The following is a 20,244-nucleotide window of genomic DNA, read 5'->3' on the forward strand; positions in this document are numbered from 1 at the left end:
AAAGTAGAGTCATTACTAATACTGTTTATAGGTTATTTCATTATATGTAAATGCCTTGTTTATGTTCTAGGCGCATAAGTAGCAAATAATAAAGGGATTGACAAAATAAGACAGATTCCATCTCGAAGGCTATTTATAATTTTCAAATATTATAACGTAAAAAAGGGGGTCTGACCCCACCACACAATAATTAGTATAGAAAAAGCTATCTCTATACGGATTGATTGTATGGGGTCTGACCCCTTTTTTAATCGCAGCTTCCTGGCGTACTATTTTTTATTTTTGACCCAGTTTCTCCGGATAATAAGTCTCCTCCTGTTGAGGTGATTATTTCGTCTGTTACTGTATTTGATATTGTTGCGGCAACGATTTGTAGTAAGTCGTTTACATCTTCTTGTGATTGTTTAAATTCTTGAACAATTGGGATTTCATCTAATTCATTTTCAATCTTTTCAAGCTTGGCTTCTACCATTTTTAGAGCTTCTGACTTTCCATAGTGTTGGAAGTTTACTGCTTGTTTTTGTAAGCTTTTAATACTTGCAATCATTTCACGAACCTTTTGGTTTTCGTTAATTTGAGCTTCAGCCCTCTTGAAAAAGTCTACCTCTTCTGTTTCACTAATCATTTTTGCAATTTCTTTTGCACGTTCAACAATTTCATCTTTTGTATATCGTTTCATTTATTTCACCTCTACCACTTCTAATTCTTCAATCATTTCCCCATTTAAAGACCAAGTTTTAGCATCTGTGATTTTTACATTTACTAGTTTTCCAATAGCTGATTTTGGTCCAATAAAGTTAACCAATTTATTCTTTCTTGTATATCCAGCTAAAACATCAGGATTATTTTTACTTTCACCTTCAACTAGTACTTCGACTACTTGACCTTTATACTTTTCTAATGCTGCACGAGACATTTCGTTTACTAATGCATTTAGTCGTTGAAGTCGTTCCTTTTTAACTTCCATTGGAACATTATCCTTCATTTTGGCAGCAGGTGTTCCTTCTCTTGGTGAATAAATGAATGTATAGGCCATTTCAAAGCCAACTTCACGATATAATGACATCGTTTCTTCAAATTGTTCTTCTGTTTCATTAGGAAATCCAACAATAATATCTGTTGATAATGCCACATCTGGGATCGCCTTTTTAATTTTTCCAACAAGCTCCAAATAACGTTCTCTTGTATATTTTCGAGCCATTATTTTTAGCATCGCACTTGATCCAGATTGAACTGGTAAATGAATATGCTCAACTAAGTTCCCTTTTTTCGCTAACACCTCAATTAAACGGTCATCGAAATCGCGCGGATGGCTCGTTGTAAAACGGATTCTTGGAATGTCGATTTTATGAAGTTCATCCATTAAATCACCAAGACCATAATTGATATCCTCAAAATCTTTTCCGTACGCATTAACATTTTGTCCCAAGAGTGTAATCTCTTTATACCCCTGTGCAGCTAAATGACGTACTTCTTGAATGATATCCTCTGGGCGTCGACTACGTTCTTTCCCACGAGTATAAGGGACAATACAGTATGTACAGAATTTATCACAGCCGTACATAATATTAACCCATGCTTTAATTTGGCCCTTTCGAACTTTAGGAAGATTTTCGATGACATCGCCTTCCTTGGACCAAACTTCAACAACCATTGCCTTAGACATATAAGCTTCTTTTAAAATTTGTGGTAAACGATGGATATTGTGGGTACCAAAAATCATGTCTACATGATGGTGCTTTTCAAGAATCTTATTTACAACTGATTCTTCCTGAGACATACATCCACATACACCCACTAAGAGATCAGGCTTTTCAAGCTTTAACGGTTTCAAATGACCGATTTCACCGAATACTTTATTTTCAGCATTTTCACGTATAGCACAAGTATTAAGTAGAATAACATTGGCATCATCGACAGAATCAGTAGGCTCATACCCTAGCTGCATAAATATACCTGCCATAACTTCTGTATCATGCTCATTCATTTGGCAACCATAAGTACGAATATAGAATTTTTTACCGTTGCCCATTCCTTTAAATTCTTCAGAAATATGAAAGTCTTTTTCATATTTTACTTCTTCTTTCCCACGTCTTTTTGCCTCTTTTAAATTCGGTGGGATGTAAACAGATTGAAAGTATTTGCTATAATCCTTTTCGGATTTTTTGTCCGCAGGAGTAGCTGTTTTGATTTGTTGTCCCTCTAAGCGTTGCTTTTCGTTCATGGAGATCCCCTTTCTCTTATTAATAAATTCTATAATTTAATGAGATTCTTGCATTTCATTTCCATTATAATTATTTATATGCACATTATTCTAGTATAAAGCCTTTTCTATTTGAACACAATACTGCTGTCATATTGTCGAAAAAAGGTCAAAAAAAGAAGGTTTATACGCATCCTGCTAATTTGGATTAATGACCGGGACCATTAGTCGATTTTAAAAATTACAAAATAAAAGGGCCTAGTTACCTAAGCCCTCAAATTAAAAGTTTATGCGATTATCTTGGCTCCACAATTAGCTTGATTGCCGTCCGTTCTTCTCCCTCGATTAGAATATCAGTGAAAGCTGGGATACAAATTAAATCAACACCACTAGGTGCGACAAATCCTCTGGCAATCGCTACCGCCTTCACCGCTTGGTTCAATGCCCCCGCACCGATAGCTTGAATCTCTGCTCCACCTCTCTCACGAAGAACACCGGCAAGTGCACCAGCTACAGAATTAGGATTAGACTTTGCTGAAACTTTTAATATTTCCATTTCTTCTCCTCCTTGTATTTTCCCAATACCGAATGTCCATTCGAAAGTGAACAATCCTGGTATAATCATTCCATTGCTACTATATTCACTAAAATTCGTTTGTATTCCGGCTTGTTCGAAAAAAAGGAGGATTTTTATTTTCTTTTTGTCTCTTTGCTATACTTTTGATTATTTTTTATTCAGCTATAAATAAATGGTCATCATTTATAAGCAAAGTATCTATTTTTCTTGCTTTTCCAGTCTTGTTATCCACATCTATTAGACAGGCACTCAATTGCTTTCTTCCATCTTTCGGTACCTCAAACCTAACAGGAAGACTAGTTAAAAATCTTTTAATTACAGCTCCCCGCTCCATTCCTAATATCCCATCATATGGACCAGTCATTCCAACATCAGTTAAATATGCTGTTCCATTCGGTAAAATACGATTGTCTGCTGTTTGAACATGGGTATGTGTTCCAATGACTGCAGTCACCTTCCCATCCAAAAACCAGCCCATTGCTTGTTTTTCACTAGTAGCTTCTGCGTGAAAATCTACAAAAATAATATTGGTTTTATTTTTCGCTTGATTGATTAGCTCTTCTGCAGTTTCGAATGGACAATCGATAGCAGGAAGAAATGTTCTTCCTTGTAGACTAATAACAGCTGCCTCTACCCCACCTGACTTTACAAAAGTTAACCCTGTACCTGGTGTTCCTTTTGGGAAGTTCCCAGGTCTTACAATTGATTTAGCTGCATCAATAAATTCAAATACATCCTTGTTGTCCCATGAATGATTCCCTAATGTCACAGCATTTGCCCCATCATTAAGAAATTGCTTATATATTTTCTCAGTAATTCCTCTTCCACCGGCAGCATTTTCACCATTCACAATAGTTAACTCTGGACGATATTTTGATTTTAATTTCGGTAAGTACTCTGTAATCATTTCACGGCCTGGGGAACCTACAACATCCCCAACAAATAAAATCTTCATAATTTTTTCCCTTTCTAGCTGTTGATGTACAATTTATTTGTACAACTCAATCATTTATGATGTTTACATTTACATTATAGCAGTACATTTGTATTTATAACAAAGACCTAAAATTCCCTTAGCATAAAAACTAGGCTGTTTTCGTATAGTTTATTGCTTTTGTAAAAGCCCAGCTGACGGCTTTTACCCCCTAAAAGATTCAGCGATTCTTATGAAGTTTGCAGCACTTTTCTCAATGAAATGAAGGGCGCAGTGATCTTCAGCCAATAGTTATTAGTTAAAACTTTACTTAAATGAGAAAAGAGCCATAAACAAAAATAAAGCGGTGTAGAGTACACCGCTTTATTTTGCATATTCAACAGCCCTTGTTTCACGTATCACTGTTACTTTTATATGACCTGGATAATCTAGTTCACCCTCGATTCGCTTACGAATATCTCGCGCTAAGCGATGTGCTTCAAGATCATTAATTTGTTCTGGTTTCACCATGATCCTTACTTCTCTACCAGCTTGAATCGCAAATGATTTATCTACACCTTCATAGGATTCTGAGATTTCCTCAAGCTTTTCAAGTCTTCGAATATAATTCTCTAGTGTTTCACTTCGTGCACCAGGTCTAGCAGCTGATAACGCGTCTGCTGCTGCAACTAATACAGAAATAATGGATGTTGGCTCAGTATCACCATGGTGAGAAGCAATACTGTTAATAACAACAGGATGTTCCTTATATTTCGTCGCTAATTCAACACCAATTTCTACATGGCTTCCCTCTACTTCATGATCGACAGCTTTTCCAATATCATGAAGCAATCCTGCACGACGAGCTAATCTTGCGTCTTCTCCTAGCTCGGCTGCCAGAAGCCCTGAGAGATGAGCAACTTCAATTGAATGCTTAAGGACATTTTGACCATAGCTAGTACGGAATTTCATTCGACCTAATATCTTAATTAAATCTGGATGAAGTCCATGTACATCCACTTCAAAGGTAGTTTGTTCACCAATTTCACGAATATGTTCGTCTACTTCTCTTCTTGCTTTATCCACCATTTCTTCAATTCGTGCTGGATGGATGCGTCCGTCTTGAACTAGCTTCTCTAATGCAATACGAGCCGTTTCTCTACGAATCGGATCAAAACCTGAAAGGATTACCGCCTCTGGCGTATCATCTATGATAAGGTCGATTCCAGTCAACGTTTCTAATGTTCGAATATTCCGTCCTTCACGACCGATAATTCGCCCTTTCATTTCATCATTCGGTAAGTTTACTACAGAAACTGTTGTTTCAGCAACATGTTCTGCAGCACAACGCTGAATGGCAAGAGAAAGGATATTTTTCGCCTTTTTATCCGCTTCTTCTTTCGCACGATTTTCGCTTTCTTTAATCATCATTCCTAAATCATGTGAAAGCTCATTTTCAACTTTTTGAATAATAATTGCTTTTGCTTCATCGCGGGTAAGGCTAGAGATACGTTCTAATTCAGACTTCTGTTTCTGTACCATCTCATCCACTTTGCTTTCCATCTCTTCAATATGTTGTTGTCTGAAATTTAGAGAGTCCTCTTTCTTTTCAAGTGTTGCTTCACGCTTGTCAAGTGATTCATCCTTACGATCGAGGTTCTCCTCCTTTTGCAATAATCGATTTTCTTGTTTTTGCAATTCATTTCTTCGTTCACGAAGTTCACGTTCAATATCAGTACGAAGCTTATGATTTTCATCCTTCGCTTCTAACAGGGCTTCTTTTTTCAAGTTTTCAGCATCACGAGTTGCATCTTCTAAAATTTGCTCTGCTGCATTTTTTGCTCCTGTTATTTTTGCTTCAGCTATGGATTTGCGTAAAAGATAGCCAACAACTACACCGACGAGGCCAAGCAAAATGGAGATGATTACACTTAATAATTCCATTATTTCACCTCCCCTTGCTATGAACTTTTATCATGTCTCAAACATGTCGGCTGCTACATTGTTACATAGGTTTCAATATACAGCGCTAGGGCTTAAAAATCAAATTTTAAAAAAATAAAATTATACATATTAATTTTATAGTTGTGTCATTTTATTGTCAAGGACTTATCCAACGTGATTAACATTTTATGTAAAGTTGTCCAACTGTTTGTGCTTTATTTAAACTGATCATTTTTTTATAAAGGAAGGAAAGAAACATTATATTTGTTTTGATAGTATGTATTATTTCTTGTCAATCTATTATTGGGCCACTAAACCTACTATATTAATTCAATGAAACTAGTCATCCTAAACAATAGAAAAAGCAAAGCCATCAATAAATGAAGTGACTTTGCTATATATTTTTCGTTCTATAAATTTACTTTTCATTCTTATTTAGATTTTTAAATCTAGATAGTCAGCTAGAAAAATTTCACTTTTATGAGAACACTTTTTTAGGAGAGAACAATGATTTAAATATCAAATTCCTCTTGCTCTTCCTCAGCAGGGGCAGTTTTTTGATCATCTAATCCATAATGATCGCGTATTTTCATCATAACCTCATTGCGCAATTCAGGATTTTCCTTAAGGAATAGCTTCGCATTTTCCCGACCTTGACCTAAACGTTCATCATTATAAGAATACCATGATCCACTTTTTTGAACGATATCTAATTCAGAAGCCATATCAATGATTTCGCCTTCTTTAGAAATTCCTTCACCATACATAATATCTACTTCTGCAACGCGGAAAGGTGGTGCCACTTTATTTTTTACTACTTTTACTTTTGTTTTATTTCCAACAATATCATTTCCTTGTTTCAACTGTTCTGCACGACGAACCTCAAGACGTACAGATGAATAAAACTTAAGTGCACGGCCGCCAGGAGTCGTTTCAGGATTCCCGAACATAACCCCTACTTTTTCCCTTATTTGGTTAATGAAGATCGCGATTGTTTTTGACTTGTTGATTGCACCAGATAATTTACGCAATGCCTGTGACATTAAGCGTGCTTGTAATCCGACATGGGAGTCACCCATTTCACCTTCAATTTCCGCTTTAGGTACAAGTGCTGCAACAGAATCGATAACGATAATATCAATTGCTCCACTACGAACAAGAGCTTCCGCAATTTCTAACGCTTGCTCCCCAGTATCTGGCTGAGATAACAGTAGTTCATCAATATTAACACCTAATTTTTGGGCATATACAGGATCTAGTGCATGCTCAGCATCGATAAACGCTGCTTGCCCACCCTTAGCTTGTACCTCTGCAATAGCATGTAGGGCAACAGTTGTTTTACCTGAGCTTTCTGGACCATAGATTTCTATTACACGTCCTCTTGGGTATCCGCCAACACCTAACGCTACATCAAGGGCCAATGATCCACTAGGAACAGTTGAAATTCTTCTATCAGTTTGTTCCCCAAGTTTCATTACTGAACCTTTACCAAACTGTTTTTCTATTTGTTTTAACGCCATATCTAAGGCTGCTTGACGATCATTCACTAAATTTCCTCCTTTATGATTAGAAATTTCAAAGAAATTTGCTTAATAAATCTATCTTTACTATAACCGTTTTTTCATAGTTTGCCAAGTAAAATGACGAACATTTATTCGTCTTTTTTTTAGGTTATTTTCATTAGAATTACTTTTTTTAACCAAAATATATGTAAAAATAAGTACCTATCAAAGTTAAAAATTGATTTTTCGTATTCTGCAATTCTCTGGTAGAAAGAGCAAAAAGAACGGTACAATCATACCGTTCTGCTTCATACTAATTCTTTTAATAGATAATAACAACCATATTTGACCGTTCGAACTCGATTTCCATTTCTACTGCTTGCGAGGTCTAGTAAATAGGTCTTAGTTGGTTTATTTTTTCTTGCAATTCCAATCCATACCGTACCGGCCGGCTTATTTTCCAGCTTATCAGGCCCAGCAACTCCTGTAAAACTAATTCCAATATCAGAATCTAGTAATTGGAGAATATTTTCTGCTAGCTCAATAGCCGTCTCTCGACTTACTGCACCATATTGTTCAATCGTATTCTCTTGTACCTGAACAAGCTTCACTTTTGCTTCATTCGAGTAACAGACAATTCCACCTTTGAAAATTGAACTGACTCCAGAATGGGACGCCATTTCCGATTGAAACAAACCAGCAGTTAAACTTTCTGCACATGCTATCGTTAGTTTTTCCTTTTCCAATTGCTTAATTACTTCAGCCATGATGGTTGTCTCATCATAACCATAAAAATAATCGCCGACAAGATGAAGAATTTCTTGCTCAGTTTTATCGATTAATTTTTTCGCCTCTTCAATTGATGTGTGTTTTGCCGTAATTCTTAGCGTTACCTCACCATTTGCTGCAAGAGGGGCAATAGTTGGATTAGATTGGCGTTCCAAAATACTTTCAACTCTAGTTTCCAGCTCAGCTTCACCAATACCAAAAAACCTTAAAACTCTAGATTCGATTTTTTCAATCGTTCCCATCTTTTCTTGGATCGCAAGAATACCATAATGAGTAAACATCGGTTCCATTTCATGTGGAGGTCCAGGAAGTAGCATATAATATTGCTCTTCTTGCTGTAACAGCATCCCAGGTGCCATACCATAATCATTTGGCAATACTTTGGCACCTTCCAAAATCAGTGCTTGTTTTTTATTATTTTCTGTCATCACTCTTTTTGTTCGTTGAAAGTAGGCTTCAATTGAATCCATAGCCTCATCGTCTTGAACAAGCTTCGTATTCAGATGCTTAGCAATCGTTTCCTTTGTTAAATCATCTTTTGTCGGTCCAAGGCCACCAGTAAAAATAATTAAGTCTGCTCGTTGTTCAGCGATTTCAATACTTTTCTTTAACCGTTCAGGGTTATCCCCTACAACGGTATGATGGAATACATTTACACCGATTTCGGCCAAGCCTTTCGAAATAAACTTTGCATTGGTATTAACAATTTGACCTAATAATAGCTCTGAACCAACAGCGATAATTTCAGCATTCATCTCAATCACCTCCACTGATACTTATTTTGAATTGACAAAAATGTGGCGATTTTTATAGAAATAATCCCATCCGGACCAAACAGTAAAAAATAATGCAACCCATAATGCAATCATTCCAAGGGGAAATCCACCTTCTCCAAAAGGAAAATTATGTAACAACAATAATGCGATGGCAACAATTTGTGTCCATGTTTTAATTTTTCCAAGCATAGCAGCAGCTACTACTTCTCCTTCACTTGCTGCTAGAATCGCTCGTAAACCAGTTACTGCAAATTCACGACTAATGATCACTATGATCATCCAAGATGGAGCAAATCCAAGTTCAACTAATATAATAAATGCTGCAGAAACTAGTAATTTATCTGCTAAAGGATCTAAAAACTTCCCTAAATTCGTTACTAAATTCAGTTTCCTAGCATAATGTCCATCAACCCAATCAGTCGCAGAAGCTACAATAAAGATTAATGCAGCCACAAAGTGGGTAACAGGCATCTCAGCACTTAATAAGTTTATAGTACCCCAATCAAACGGTGCTACCATAATAATCACAAATATTGGTATTAAACAAACTCGTAATACAGTAATTTTATTTGGTAAATTCACGAATCTTTCCTCCAGAAAAATAGCCATCAATCGATGACTATTCAGTTTTAGTTTTTTCAAATTGAATTGTTATATTTTGACTGGTACTTTCACTAGGTGGAACGGCAAACTCTAGCTTTTGATCATTTATGTAAATTTCAGTTTGGGTAGCATTACCAATAACTAGATATGCTTCAGTTTCATTTGAAAAATCAACAGCTTGACTCTTTCCTTCTTCTAATGTTCCTTGGAAGAATGAATGACCTTGGCCATTCTTCATGTTTACCCATGTACGTCCAGTTGAAACTAATTTCACTTCAAATTTTTCACTATTCACTAATTGATAAGTAGAATTTCTCCCACTAGCAGATATCACTTTTACTTCCTGGGCAGGAGTTTCTGCTTTTTTATCTTCTTCATCTTTTTTGTTTGCATCATTTTGATTGTTATCATTTTTATCTTGAGTAGTATTATCTTTCGTTTTATCTTCTTTATCCTGTGCTACCGGTTTATTTTTTTCTTTCACTGGCTGTGTTTCTATTGGTGTATCCTTTGAGTTACCCAGCTTATCCTTTGAACCAGAACCAGCGAAATTAGTAACTAAATAATAAACAAGAGCAATTGCAGCAATAATAAAAACAGCAACAAGTATTTTTGGAAAAATGTCTAACATTTTTGAAGTACTAGGTGCAACTGTTTTTCTTGATTGTACACGAGAAATTTGCTCTGGTAAGTCTTCATTGTAAACATCAGGTACTTCCCGTTTATATTCTTCAAAAATCTGTTCAGTTTCTAATCCAACTGCCTCTGCATATTGTTTAATAAATGCCCGAACATAAAACTTTCCAGGCATCATATCATAATTTCCTTCTTCGATCCCTTTTAAATAGCGTTTTTGTATTTTGGTGATTTCCTGTAAATCATCTAAACTAAGTCCTTTCGCTTGTCTTGCTTCTTTCAAGCGACTTCCTAATTCTGTCACACCTGAACACCTGCCAATCTAATAATCAAATCCACCAAAACCCGAATCACTAAAAAAGTTATTTTTCTGTATTACTTCATATGTAATTTCTTGTTCCGGATTGTCACGCAGTTCTATAATATAGTCAAAATCCTCTAATGAGTATTCTGAGTTCTGAACAAATATATCAGGATGTTCGATTACCTTAACTGCAGGTAAACGCATAATTTCCCGAACAAGCTGCCAGTGACGTTCATCAGCTCTCTGTGTAGAAACTATTCCATCCAATATAAATATATTATTTGAACTATATTCATCTTTAATTAATTGATTTCGTATCGTTTGTTTTAACAATGTAGATGAAACAAATAACCATTTTTTACTTGCACAAACACTTGCAGCAACTACTGATTCTGTTTTCCCTACACGTGGCATTCCCCGAATACCAATCAACTTATGTCCTTCTTGCTTAAATAACTCTGCCATAAAATCGACAAGCAAACCTAATTCATCCCTGATAAATCGAAAGGTTTTTTTATCGTCGGCATCTCTTTGTATATATCGACCATGCCGAACCGCAAGTTTATCTCTTAATTTTGGTTCGCGAATTTTCGTTACTTTAATGGTTTCCATTGTAGCTAAGATAGATTCTAATCTTGCAATTTGTTCTTCACTTTTTACTAATAAAAGCAGGCCCCTTCTACCATCATCAACACCATTAATGCTAATAATATTAATTGATAGCATACCTAGTAATGAAGAAATATCCCCTAAAAGACCTGGGCGGTTTATTTGAATTTCATATTCTAAATACCATTCTTTACGATTCATAAACTCCCCACCACGACATTATTCTATATCCGTTAGCTTCTATAATAAATGATTTCTCTATAAGATGAAAGGAAAAACTAGCCATGTTTCGATAAAAAATCGTTTATTTTTACTATATAAGAGGATTTTTACAGTTCTTTATACAATTTTAGACATTTTTGGATGTAAAAAAAGAGGGGTGTTTTCCCCTCAGCGTTTACAGCAATTAATGTGTTCCATTATTTTGGACAAGCTTAACCATAACATTTGCAATGGCTTGTTGTTCTTCTTGTGATGCAACGGACCATAAATCAGAAAGTACTCGTTGCTGTTCATTTTTAGGATCTACCTGTTGTGCTAGGTAATCTCCAACCTGTTCAGCTAGTTGGTTAATTGTTTCCTGAGACATTCCTTGTTGCTTCGCTTGATTTAACCGATCACCAAGAAAGTCTTTCCATTGATCCCAGCTTTCTAACACTGACATACTTTCAACCTCCTTAAATTAAGTACGATGTTATTTTGTTCTGAGAACGGAGGTTTTATTCATTTATTATTATGTATACCAGCCCCCATTTACTGCCAAAACCTGACCAGTAATATATGAGGCCTTTTCTGAAAGAAGGAATTGGATAGTTTCAGCAATTTCACATGGATTCGCAAGTCTTCCCATTGGAATTTCCTCTTCCAGTGCTATTTTTTCATCTTCTGAAAATATCCCCATCATTTGTGTATTAACAGCACCCGGTGCTACTGCATTAATTCTTACACCACTTTGTGCAACCTCTTTACTTAGTGCTTTTACAAAAGAGATTTGAGCTCCTTTAGCAGTTGAATAGATTACCTCACATGAAGCACCCGTTTGTCCCCATATTGAACTAACAAGAACAACATAGGATTGTTCATTTTTCATTAATTTTGGTAATAATTTTTTTATAATAACCATTGGTGCATGTACATGTATTTTCCACATTTTTTCAATGATTTGGTCATCAGTATCCACAAAAAGCCCGTAATGGGATATTCCACTTACATAACAAATCGCATCAATATGAAAAATATTATTCAATAGCTTATCAATCCCTGAGTCAGTAGATAGATCTGCTTGAATCGGAATTAGTTCTAGATTATATATTGAAAGCTCGGCTAATAGTCTCTCCATCGCCTCTTTATTGTGGTTATAATGTAAGTATAAGTTCCAGCCTTCTTTAGCCATTGTGTGAGCTGTTTCCGAACCAATTCCCCCACTTGCACCAGTTATAAGTGCATATTTCTTCATTTATCTATCCTCTCCTATTCAAAGCAATACTCCTTTTTAATAAAAAGACATATCTTCCTGAAATTTTAATAGTATTTCCAATTCAATAAGTTTTTCCATTTTAGAACAAACAAAATAGAAAAACCCGGAATCTCCGAGTTTCTCATTTACTTTTTTAACCTTTTATTTATTTGGTATTACCTGACAAACGGTAAAGCGATCTTCTTCAAAAAACTGCTCTGCTGATTTTTTTAAATCATTAAAAGTAATCTCTTCTAATGTCGGTACAACATCAAAAAGATTCATTTCATTAAATGAATACCTTGTAAACTGATTCGCAATATAGTCAGGTGAATTTAATTGACGTAAAAATCCACCTATTTTTTTCTTCTTCGTTCTTTCTAGGGATTCTTCCGTTAAATAATTCCCACTTTTCGCTTCCATCATAATCGATTGTATACGTTCTGAAAGTTCATCAGGCTTTTCGGTATCTCCACCAACCATTGAAAAACCAAAACCCTCTTCCTGTGTGTAATCATATGAAAACGTTTCATCAATTAATCCTTCATTATATAGTTCATAATAGCTCTTTGAGCTTTTTCCAAAAAGGATGTCTAATAATAAATTAATCGTCAGCTCATTTTTCAGCATTTCTTTTCCACTTTGTGCCACATCACAAGCTTTTACTCCTACCAGACATTTAGGTGTTTGAACATTCATTTGTAGAACCTTCTTTTTCTCAGCAACGCTAGATGGTTCATCTTCGAAACGACGCTTGATTTCCGACATATCCTTATAATCTTTCTTATTTTGATTATCTCGAATAAGATTCATGATTTGATCAGGATCAACGGGACCAACTACAAATAAAAGCATATTACTCGGATGGTAAAATGTATTGTAACATTCATATAGTAGCTGATCTGTAATATGGGAAATTGATTCAATCGTTCCAGCAATATCAATTTTTACGGGATGATGCTGATACATATTTTCTATTACCCCAAAATATAAGCGCCAATCAGGATTATCATCATACATGGTTATTTCCTGACCAATAATCCCTTTTTCTTTCTCTACTGTTTTTTCTGTAAAATATGGACTCTGTACCATATCGATTAAGGTTTCTAGATTCTTTTCCACATTAGATGTACTCGAAAACAGATAGGCAGTCCGATTAAAGGTCGTAAAAGCGTTGGCAGATGCACCTTGTTTACTAAATTGCTGAAACACATCGCCATCTTCTTTTTCAAATAGTTTATGCTCAAGAAAGTGAGCAATTCCATCTGGAACATGATTATATTCAGTTGAATTCAACGGAACAAAGTCATTATCAATTGAACCATATTTAGTCGTAAAAGTTGCAAAGGTTTTGCTAAACCCTTGCTTCGGTAATATATAAACGTTTAACCCATTTTCCATTTTTTCATGATAAAGTGTTTCCTTCAATTGGTCAAAAGCAATTTTCTTCATTCTCCATTTCCCTCCAATCCAGTTAGAAAATAGATTGTATCTAATTCAATTTTTTTCGCAACATCAATAATATCCTGTTTTGAAATTTTATTTATCCCTTGAATCCAATCATCCACAGTAAAATTTTGATTGGCGATTACGTTATGATAAAGAATTTCAACCAATCCCCTAGATGTATCTGTCGTTTCAAGGAGCTGATTATTAATAACTGCTTTTGTTTGCTCGATTTCTTGATCTGTGAAATCACCTTTTTTCATCGCGTCCATCTGTTCTCTTATGATGGTTATTGCTTGATCATAATTTTTTGCTTCTATTCCGCTCATTACCATCAATAATCCTTTATGGCTTTCTAACCTACTCGCGGCATAATAGGCTAAACTAGCTTTTTCACGTACATTAATAAATAACTTTGAATGTGAAAACCCTCCAAAAATCCCATTGAATACTTGGAGTGCAAAATAATCTTGATCGCCAAAATGGACGTTTGTACGATATCCGATATTCAGCTTTCCTTGTTTTACATCTTGTTTTTCCTTAATTTCTTTTACTTCTTTAACATTACTTCCTTCTTTACGTTCTAGTTGAATAGGTGAACGATTTTCAAACTGGAGGTTCCTACAAAATGTTTCTACTTCATTTTCATTCACATCACCAATGATGTATAAATGTAGTTCATCTTCACTTATTGCTTTTTTATAATAATCAAATAGATTTTGCGGTGTAATCTCTTCTACTTTAGATGCTATTCCGTTTGCATCGAGTGCATAAGGTTCACCCTTACACATTTCCTCCACTAATCGAACATTCGAGTAACGCATTTTATCATCATAAATGGATTGGATTCTTTGCTTTAAGATGCGTTTCTCTTTCTCAACTGTTTCTTGATGAAAGCTTTCATTCTCAATGTTTGGATTCAATAATACCTCTGCTAAAAAATCTATACCTTTTTGAAGGAGTGGGGTGGAATCCTTAAGAAACTTTTCATTTGCAATATCAATTGAAAACGACATAATATGTTGTTCTCCCTTCTTTGCTAAATCAACAAAGAAGCCTGCACCATATAAATCATCTAGATATGTTCGTAATGCTGTAGTTGTTGGATACTTTTTTGTACTACTTTGTAATACATTCAATAGAAGTGCACGAAGAGTTACTGTTTCGGCATTCAAGGGGGCTTTCATTTTCCATACAAGTGTATTGGTTTTATATTTATTGGTTTTTACTATATGTAACGTAAATCCTTCAGTCTTAATAACCATTTCATTTGCAACAGACATAGCCAATCCTCCTTTAGCTTTCTTTTACTATTTTGTTATGAAGTTATTCTTACTATACATGTTATAGATAATGTCCTACAAGTATTTACCGTTTAAAAATAGCTTAGCGCATAGTTCATCCGATGGATTAAAAAAAAATGGTTCTTCCATCTATTAAGAAAGCTTTCTAATAAACAAAAGACCCCGAATGATTCGGAGCCTTTTGCTAAACCTATCTTTGTCCCTTAATATAAGGAATTCCACTTGCCTTTGGTGCATCTGCACGCCCTATAAATCCAGCAAGAGCTAAAATTGTTAATACGTATGGAGCAATAAGTAAATAAACACTTGGAATATCCTTTAAGAAAGGAATATCTCCACCAACAATACTTAAACTTTGAGCGAATCCAAAGAATAGTGCAGCGCCCATTGCACCAAGTGGATGCCATTTTCCAAAAATCATTGCAGCTAATGCCATAAAGCCTTGTCCTGTAATTGTAGAGTGGCTAAAATCAAGTGTGATTGTTTGTGCATATACTGCACCACCTAACCCTCCAAAAACACCAGATAACATAACGCCAATATAACGCATTTTTGTTACGTTAATCCCCATTGTATCAGCTGCGGCAGGGTGTTCACCCACTGAGCGAAGTCTTAATCCAAAAGGGGTTTTATATATAACAAACCACACAACAAAGGACAAAATGATAGCTAAATACGAAGCATATGTGACCCCACTAAAGAATAAATCTCCTATTACTGGTATATCACTTAGAAACGGTATATCTATTTTTCTAAAATTTTCTTTAATAAAATCAGTTTGCCCTTTGTCATACCATTTCTTTACAAGAAATAAAGATAAACCAAGAGCAAAGAAGTTAATCGCTACACCACTGACCGTCTGATCCGCCCTAAAGGTTATCGATGCTAATGCATGTAGTAAAGAAACGATTGCCCCTGCAATCATAGCAACAATAAGTGCAACCCATGGTGTTGCAGCTCCAAAAGTGTCAGCAAATGTTAAGTTAAAAACGATCGAACTAAAAGCTCCGATTATCATTAAGCCTTCCAAACCAATATTAACAACCCCAGAACGTTCAGAAAAAACTCCACCTAGTGCTGTAAAAATAAGTGGTCCAGCAACTAAAAGGGAAGATGTTACAATAATTTCAAGTGCAGTCATTAAATCCACTTATTTCGCCTCCCTTTTAAAACGAGTAATGAGCCATTTAATCATGTAGCTTGAAGCAACGAAGAAAATAATTAATGCAATAACAATTTCAACTAATTCATTAGGTACATTCGCATCAATCGGCATATTTAAGGAACCTACTCTTAAACCACCAAAAAGAATGGAGGCAATAACCACACCGAATGCCGTATTTCCCCCTAATAATGCAACGGCAATACCATCAAATCCAACACCAGAAAAGCTAGATTGTAAGAATGCAAAGCCAAATGTCCCTAAACCTTCCATCGCACCAGCTAGACCTGCAAATGCTCCTGAAATGGCCATTGAATAGATAATATTCCGATTCACATTCATCCCAGCATAATGTGATGCATGTTGATTGAAGCCTACAGATCTAAGTTCATAACCTTTTGTTGTTTTTTCAAGTAAAAACCACATGATAATTGCAGCAATAATTGACAAATAAATTCCATTATGAAGACTTGAAAAATCTGTAATGCTTTGTAGAAAGTCCGATTTTAGTGAAGCTGAAGCTGGTACTTCTGCAGTAGTGTCTGATTCATCAGATAGTACATTTCTAATAATATAATTGGATACATGCAGTGCAATATAATTCATCATGATTGTCACAATTACTTCATGAACTCGGAACTTTGCCTTTAATAATCCAGGAATAAACCCCCAAATAGCCCCTGCAATAATCGCTGCAATTATGGCTAGAGGTAAATGGATGATCTTTGGTAAATCAAAGGTCAGTCCAACCCAAACCGAAACAATCCATCCAACTAATAGCTGACCTTCTACACCGATATTAAATAGACCTGTTCGGAAAGCAAATGCGACAGCTAAGCCTGCTAAAATATATGGTGTTACTTGACGAAAAGTTTCACCAATATAAAAGGAATCACCAAACGCTCCATTCCATAAAGCAAGATATCCGCTTATTGGATTATATCCACTAATAAGCATGATAATTGCTCCGGCAATTAGCCCTAATAAAACAGAAATGATTGGTATAAGTATATTAATTAAACGATTAGACATTTGTTTGTTCACCTGCTTCCTGACCTTTCGATCCAGCCATTAATAGGCCTAGCTCTTGCTCTGTTGTTGTTTTAGGATCAACTATTGCAACAATTGTTCCTTCATATATAACTGCGATTCTATCACTGACATTCAAGATTTCATCAAGCTCAAAGGATATAAGCAAAACAGCTTTTCCATTATCTCTTTGTTCAATCAGTCGCTTATGAATAAATTCAATTGCCCCAACATCCAATCCCCTAGTAGGCTGAGCAGCAATTAATAAATCGGGATTTCTATCTACTTCGCGTCCAATAATAGCCTTTTGCTGATTTCCTCCAGATAAAGAACGAGCTAATGTATATTCACTTGGTGTACGAACATCAAATTCTTGTATTAGCTTTGTTGCTTTCTGATAGATTTGTTTAAAATTCAATATCCCATTTTTCGAGTAAGGCTTCTGATAATAGGTTTGTAATACAATATTTTCTCCAATAGGAAAATCTAAAACTAAACCATGCTTATGCCGATCCTCCGGAATATGGCCTACTCCGGATTCAGTAATTTTCCTTGGCTTTAAATTACGAATCTCTTTTTCATTTATTTTAATCGAACCGCTTTCCGATTTTCTCAAGCCAGTAATTGCCTCAATAAGCTCTGTTTGTCCATTTCCATCAACACCAGCAATTCCAATAATTTCACCAGCACGAACATTTAAGTTTAACCCTCGTACAGCAGGAACTCCTCTAGAATCCTTGACAACCAAATCTTTTATTTCTAATACATTTTGTTTTGGATTGGAAGGGATTTTTTGTGTAGTGAACACTACTTCACGTCCAACCATTAAATTCGCCAGTTCATTAGGATTTGTTTCTTTCACATTAACAGTTCCTATGCCTTTCCCCTTCCGAATAACTGTAACCTGATCACAAACCTCCATAATTTCCTTCAGTTTGTGTGTAATTAATATGATGGATTTCCCTTCTTTAATAAGTGTTTTCATTATTTGAATTAATTCGGTAATCTCTTGGGGTGTCAACACTGCTGTTGGTTCATCAAATATAATAATTTCTGCCCCGCGATACAATGTTTTTAAGATTTCAACACGTTGCTGCATACCAACTGAAATATCAGCTATTTTTGCTTTTGGGTTAACTGATAAACCATACTTTTCAGATATTTCACGAACTTCCTTTTCTGCTTTTTTAATATCTATCGTACCCGATGATTTAGGCTCTTTTCCTAGAATAATATTTTCAGTGACTGTAAAAGTATCCACTAGCATAAAATGCTGATGAACCATTCCAATTCCTAAGTCATTGGCGATATTAGGATTAGTAATATTCACTTTTTTACCTTTAACTCGAATTTCTCCTTTTTCAGGCTGGTATAAACCGAAAAGAACATTCATTAAGGTCGATTTTCCAGCTCCATTTTCACCTAAAAGTGCATGAATTTCCCCTTTCTTGACTTGCAAGGTAATGTCATCATTCGCAACAATACCAGGAAATTCTTTGCGAATCCCTAACATTTCTATAACATACTCCACCCTAAACCCTCCTTTTAAAGGTGACCCGCTTTTTTATTAAGGCTCTTTTCTCAAACAACGTGGCTATTTAAGTAAAGTATTAATAATAACTTTCAGCTTTAGACCGCCATCCCTTTCATTTCACTGAGAAAAGAGCTACAAACATTATAAAAGTCACTGATTCTTTTATTGGGTGTAAAAGCCTGCAGTTTAGCTTTTACAAAGCAGCATTCAACACCCTATCAATAAAATTTTATAATGGCAAAAGATTCTAAATAAAAAGTAAAAAATGATTTTACTTTTTATTAAAAATCTTTTTAGGACTGTCTAAAATGATGTATTAGACAGCCCCATAATTACAATTATTTTGTCGGTTTTAATGGCACTTCAATTTCACCATTCATAATTTTTTCTTTCCATTCATCAACAGCTTTAAGCACTTCAGGTGTTAAATTCTCTTGGGAAGGTGCAATACCTACAGCATCTTCATTGATACCATATTCAATATGTTCTCCACCAGGGAATTTCCCGTCTTTTGCTTTTTTAGATAAATCTTCAACTGCTAAATCTACACGTTTAATCATAGATGTTAAAGTTACATTATAGTCTTTGCCGTCTACTTTTACTTGTCCTTCATCCACTTGGTCGCGGTCAACACCAATTACCCAAACATTACTATTCGGATCTTTTTGTTTTAAGTTTTTCGCTTCTGTGAATACGCCATTACCAGTTCCACCGGCCGCATGATAAATAATATCAATACCTGATTTGTACATCGCAGATGCCATTGATTGACCCTTATCTGCTTTGTCAAATGCACCTGCAAATTCAATTTTCACATCTGCATCAGGTTTAACCGCTTTTACACCTGCTTGGAATCCAGCAGCAAATTTATTAATAAGGTCACTATCTGTACCACCAATAAATCCAACCTTATTTGATTTAGTTGTCAAGCCTGCTACTACACCAACTAAGAATGAACCTTCATGTTCTTTAAACGTAATACTTGCAACATTATCTCTATCTGTAATCACATCATCAACAATCGCGAAGTGACTGTCTTTTCTTTGTTTAGCGACTTCTTCTATAGCTGGCTTTAATTTATAACCAATTCCATAAATTAAATCAAATTTATTACGAACTGCTGTATTTAGGTTTGTTTTATAATCGGCGTCAGATTTTGATTGAAGGTAGTGATAACCATCTGTACCTTTTTCCAATCCATTATCTTCACCAAATTTTTTTAGACCTTCCCATGCTGATTGGTTAAATGATTTGTCATCAACACCACCAACATCAGTCACTAAAGCAACAGTAAATTCCTTTTTCTTGTCTCCCTTGCCTGTTGAACCTTCTTCCTTATCACTTGTACCACAAGCACCTAATAGTGTTCCTGCAGCTAGCACTAGTGAGAGAGCGAAACCAATTTTGCGCTTTTTCACTTTTTGTACCCCCTATTTTTATGATTTAGTAAGAATAAA

General features: G+C 35.3%; 18 protein-coding genes. All 18 read right to left on the reverse strand.

The window, feature by feature from the left end; genetic code table 11:
• Window positions 1-247 precede the first annotated feature (247 nt).
• Window positions 248-679, reverse strand: coding sequence for a YlbF/YmcA family competence regulator (locus I5818_RS15385; protein ID WP_058002727.1), 432 nt, complete (start codon window positions 677-679; stop codon window positions 248-250).
• The gene (gene miaB, locus I5818_RS15390; RefSeq protein WP_058002726.1) at window positions 680-2,224 is read right to left on the reverse strand and encodes a tRNA (N6-isopentenyl adenosine(37)-C2)-methylthiotransferase MiaB; all 1,545 of its coding nucleotides are present in this window, start codon (window positions 2,222-2,224) and stop codon (window positions 680-682) included.
• A gap of 274 nt (window positions 2,225-2,498) precedes the next feature.
• Window positions 2,499-2,759 (reverse strand): stage V sporulation protein SpoVS, encoded by a 261-nt coding sequence (gene spoVS, locus I5818_RS15395; protein ID WP_058002725.1) that lies wholly within the window; start codon window positions 2,757-2,759, stop codon window positions 2,499-2,501.
• 175 nt (window positions 2,760-2,934) lie between these two features.
• Window positions 2,935-3,735 carry a TIGR00282 family metallophosphoesterase gene (locus tag I5818_RS15400; RefSeq protein WP_058002724.1) on the reverse strand — a complete coding sequence of 267 codons (801 nt, stop codon included), beginning with the start codon at window positions 3,733-3,735 and terminating at the stop codon, window positions 2,935-2,937.
• Between the two features lie 342 nt (window positions 3,736-4,077).
• On the reverse strand, window positions 4,078-5,637 hold the full coding sequence (gene rny / locus I5818_RS15405) for a ribonuclease Y (RefSeq protein ID WP_058002723.1): 1,560 nt from the start codon (window positions 5,635-5,637) through the stop codon (window positions 4,078-4,080).
• Between the two features lie 512 nt (window positions 5,638-6,149).
• Window positions 6,150-7,184 (reverse strand): recombinase RecA, encoded by a 1,035-nt coding sequence (gene recA / locus I5818_RS15410; RefSeq protein ID WP_078110510.1) that lies wholly within the window; start codon window positions 7,182-7,184, stop codon window positions 6,150-6,152.
• A gap of 263 nt (window positions 7,185-7,447) precedes the next feature.
• Window positions 7,448-8,683 (reverse strand): competence/damage-inducible protein A, encoded by a 1,236-nt coding sequence (locus I5818_RS15415; RefSeq protein WP_078110511.1) that lies wholly within the window; start codon window positions 8,681-8,683, stop codon window positions 7,448-7,450.
• Window positions 8,684-8,704: 21 nt separating this feature from the next.
• On the reverse strand, window positions 8,705-9,286 hold the full coding sequence (pgsA, locus tag I5818_RS15420) for a CDP-diacylglycerol--glycerol-3-phosphate 3-phosphatidyltransferase (RefSeq protein WP_078110512.1): 582 nt from the start codon (window positions 9,284-9,286) through the stop codon (window positions 8,705-8,707).
• A gap of 37 nt (window positions 9,287-9,323) precedes the next feature.
• The gene (locus tag I5818_RS15425) at window positions 9,324-10,247 is read right to left on the reverse strand and encodes a helix-turn-helix domain-containing protein (protein WP_078110513.1); all 924 of its coding nucleotides are present in this window, start codon (window positions 10,245-10,247) and stop codon (window positions 9,324-9,326) included.
• Window positions 10,248-10,265: 18 nt separating this feature from the next.
• Window positions 10,266-11,057 (reverse strand): DUF3388 domain-containing protein, encoded by a 792-nt coding sequence (locus tag I5818_RS15430; RefSeq protein WP_078110514.1) that lies wholly within the window; start codon window positions 11,055-11,057, stop codon window positions 10,266-10,268.
• A gap of 205 nt (window positions 11,058-11,262) precedes the next feature.
• A complete protein-coding gene (locus tag I5818_RS15435) occupies window positions 11,263-11,520 on the reverse strand; it encodes a DUF3243 domain-containing protein (RefSeq protein WP_058002717.1) in 258 nt (85 codons plus the stop codon).
• Between the two features lie 69 nt (window positions 11,521-11,589).
• Window positions 11,590-12,312, reverse strand: a complete 723-nt coding sequence (gene ymfI, locus I5818_RS15440) for an elongation factor P 5-aminopentanone reductase (RefSeq protein WP_078110515.1) — start codon at window positions 12,310-12,312, stop codon at window positions 11,590-11,592.
• A gap of 162 nt (window positions 12,313-12,474) precedes the next feature.
• Window positions 12,475-13,764, reverse strand: coding sequence for an EF-P 5-aminopentanol modification-associated protein YfmH (gene yfmH / locus I5818_RS15445; protein ID WP_078110516.1), 1,290 nt, complete (start codon window positions 13,762-13,764; stop codon window positions 12,475-12,477).
• Window positions 13,761-15,041, reverse strand: a complete 1,281-nt coding sequence (gene yfmF, locus I5818_RS15450; RefSeq protein ID WP_078110517.1) for an EF-P 5-aminopentanol modification-associated protein YfmF — start codon at window positions 15,039-15,041, stop codon at window positions 13,761-13,763. The genes yfmH and yfmF overlap by 4 nt, the downstream gene beginning before the upstream one ends.
• A 211-nt stretch (window positions 15,042-15,252) precedes the next feature.
• The gene (locus tag I5818_RS15455; RefSeq protein WP_071977856.1) at window positions 15,253-16,212 is read right to left on the reverse strand and encodes an ABC transporter permease; all 960 of its coding nucleotides are present in this window, start codon (window positions 16,210-16,212) and stop codon (window positions 15,253-15,255) included.
• Complete coding sequence (locus I5818_RS15460) at window positions 16,213-17,256, reverse strand: ABC transporter permease (protein WP_078110518.1); 1,044 nt, start codon at window positions 17,254-17,256, stop codon at window positions 16,213-16,215.
• Window positions 17,249-18,784 carry an ABC transporter ATP-binding protein gene (locus I5818_RS15465; protein ID WP_078110519.1) on the reverse strand — a complete coding sequence of 512 codons (1,536 nt, stop codon included), beginning with the start codon at window positions 18,782-18,784 and terminating at the stop codon, window positions 17,249-17,251. Before I5818_RS15465 ends, I5818_RS15460 begins: the two co-directional genes overlap by 8 nt.
• Before the next feature lie 341 nt (window positions 18,785-19,125).
• Window positions 19,126-20,205, reverse strand: coding sequence for a BMP family lipoprotein (locus tag I5818_RS15470; protein WP_078110520.1), 1,080 nt, complete (start codon window positions 20,203-20,205; stop codon window positions 19,126-19,128).
• Window positions 20,206-20,244 lie beyond the last annotated feature (39 nt).

Origin of the sequence: Heyndrickxia oleronia, from assembly GCF_017809215.1 — a bacterium.
In the GTDB taxonomy this organism is placed as follows: domain Bacteria; phylum Bacillota; class Bacilli; order Bacillales; family Bacillaceae_C; genus Heyndrickxia; species Heyndrickxia oleronia.

Excerpts from the sequence above, each read along its gene's own strand:
- I5818_RS15385 (WP_058002727.1), bottom strand. The coding sequence starts at position 679 with ATGAAACGATATACAAAAGATGAAATTGTTGAACGTGCAAAAGAAATT.
- miaB (WP_058002726.1), bottom strand. The coding sequence starts at position 2,224 with ATGAACGAAAAGCAACGCTTAGAGGGACAACAAATCAAAACAGCTACT.
- spoVS (WP_058002725.1), bottom strand. The coding sequence starts at position 2,759 with ATGGAAATATTAAAAGTTTCAGCAAAGTCTAATCCTAATTCTGTAGCT.
- I5818_RS15400 (WP_058002724.1), bottom strand. The coding sequence starts at position 3,735 with ATGAAGATTTTATTTGTTGGGGATGTTGTAGGTTCCCCAGGCCGTGAA.
- rny (WP_058002723.1), bottom strand. The coding sequence starts at position 5,637 with ATGGAATTATTAAGTGTAATCATCTCCATTTTGCTTGGCCTCGTCGGT.
- I5818_RS15415 (WP_078110511.1), bottom strand. The coding sequence starts at position 8,683 with ATGAATGCTGAAATTATCGCTGTTGGTTCAGAGCTATTATTAGGTCAA.
- I5818_RS15430 (WP_078110514.1), bottom strand. The coding sequence starts at position 11,057 with ATGAATCGTAAAGAATGGTATTTAGAATATGAAATTCAAATAAACCGC.
- I5818_RS15435 (WP_058002717.1), bottom strand. The coding sequence starts at position 11,520 with ATGTCAGTGTTAGAAAGCTGGGATCAATGGAAAGACTTTCTTGGTGAT.
- ymfI (WP_078110515.1), bottom strand. The coding sequence starts at position 12,312 with ATGAAGAAATATGCACTTATAACTGGTGCAAGTGGGGGAATTGGTTCG.
- yfmH (WP_078110516.1), bottom strand. The coding sequence starts at position 13,764 with ATGAAGAAAATTGCTTTTGACCAATTGAAGGAAACACTTTATCATGAA.
- yfmF (WP_078110517.1), bottom strand. The coding sequence starts at position 15,041 with ATGTCTGTTGCAAATGAAATGGTTATTAAGACTGAAGGATTTACGTTA.
- I5818_RS15460 (WP_078110518.1), bottom strand. The coding sequence starts at position 17,256 with ATGTCTAATCGTTTAATTAATATACTTATACCAATCATTTCTGTTTTA.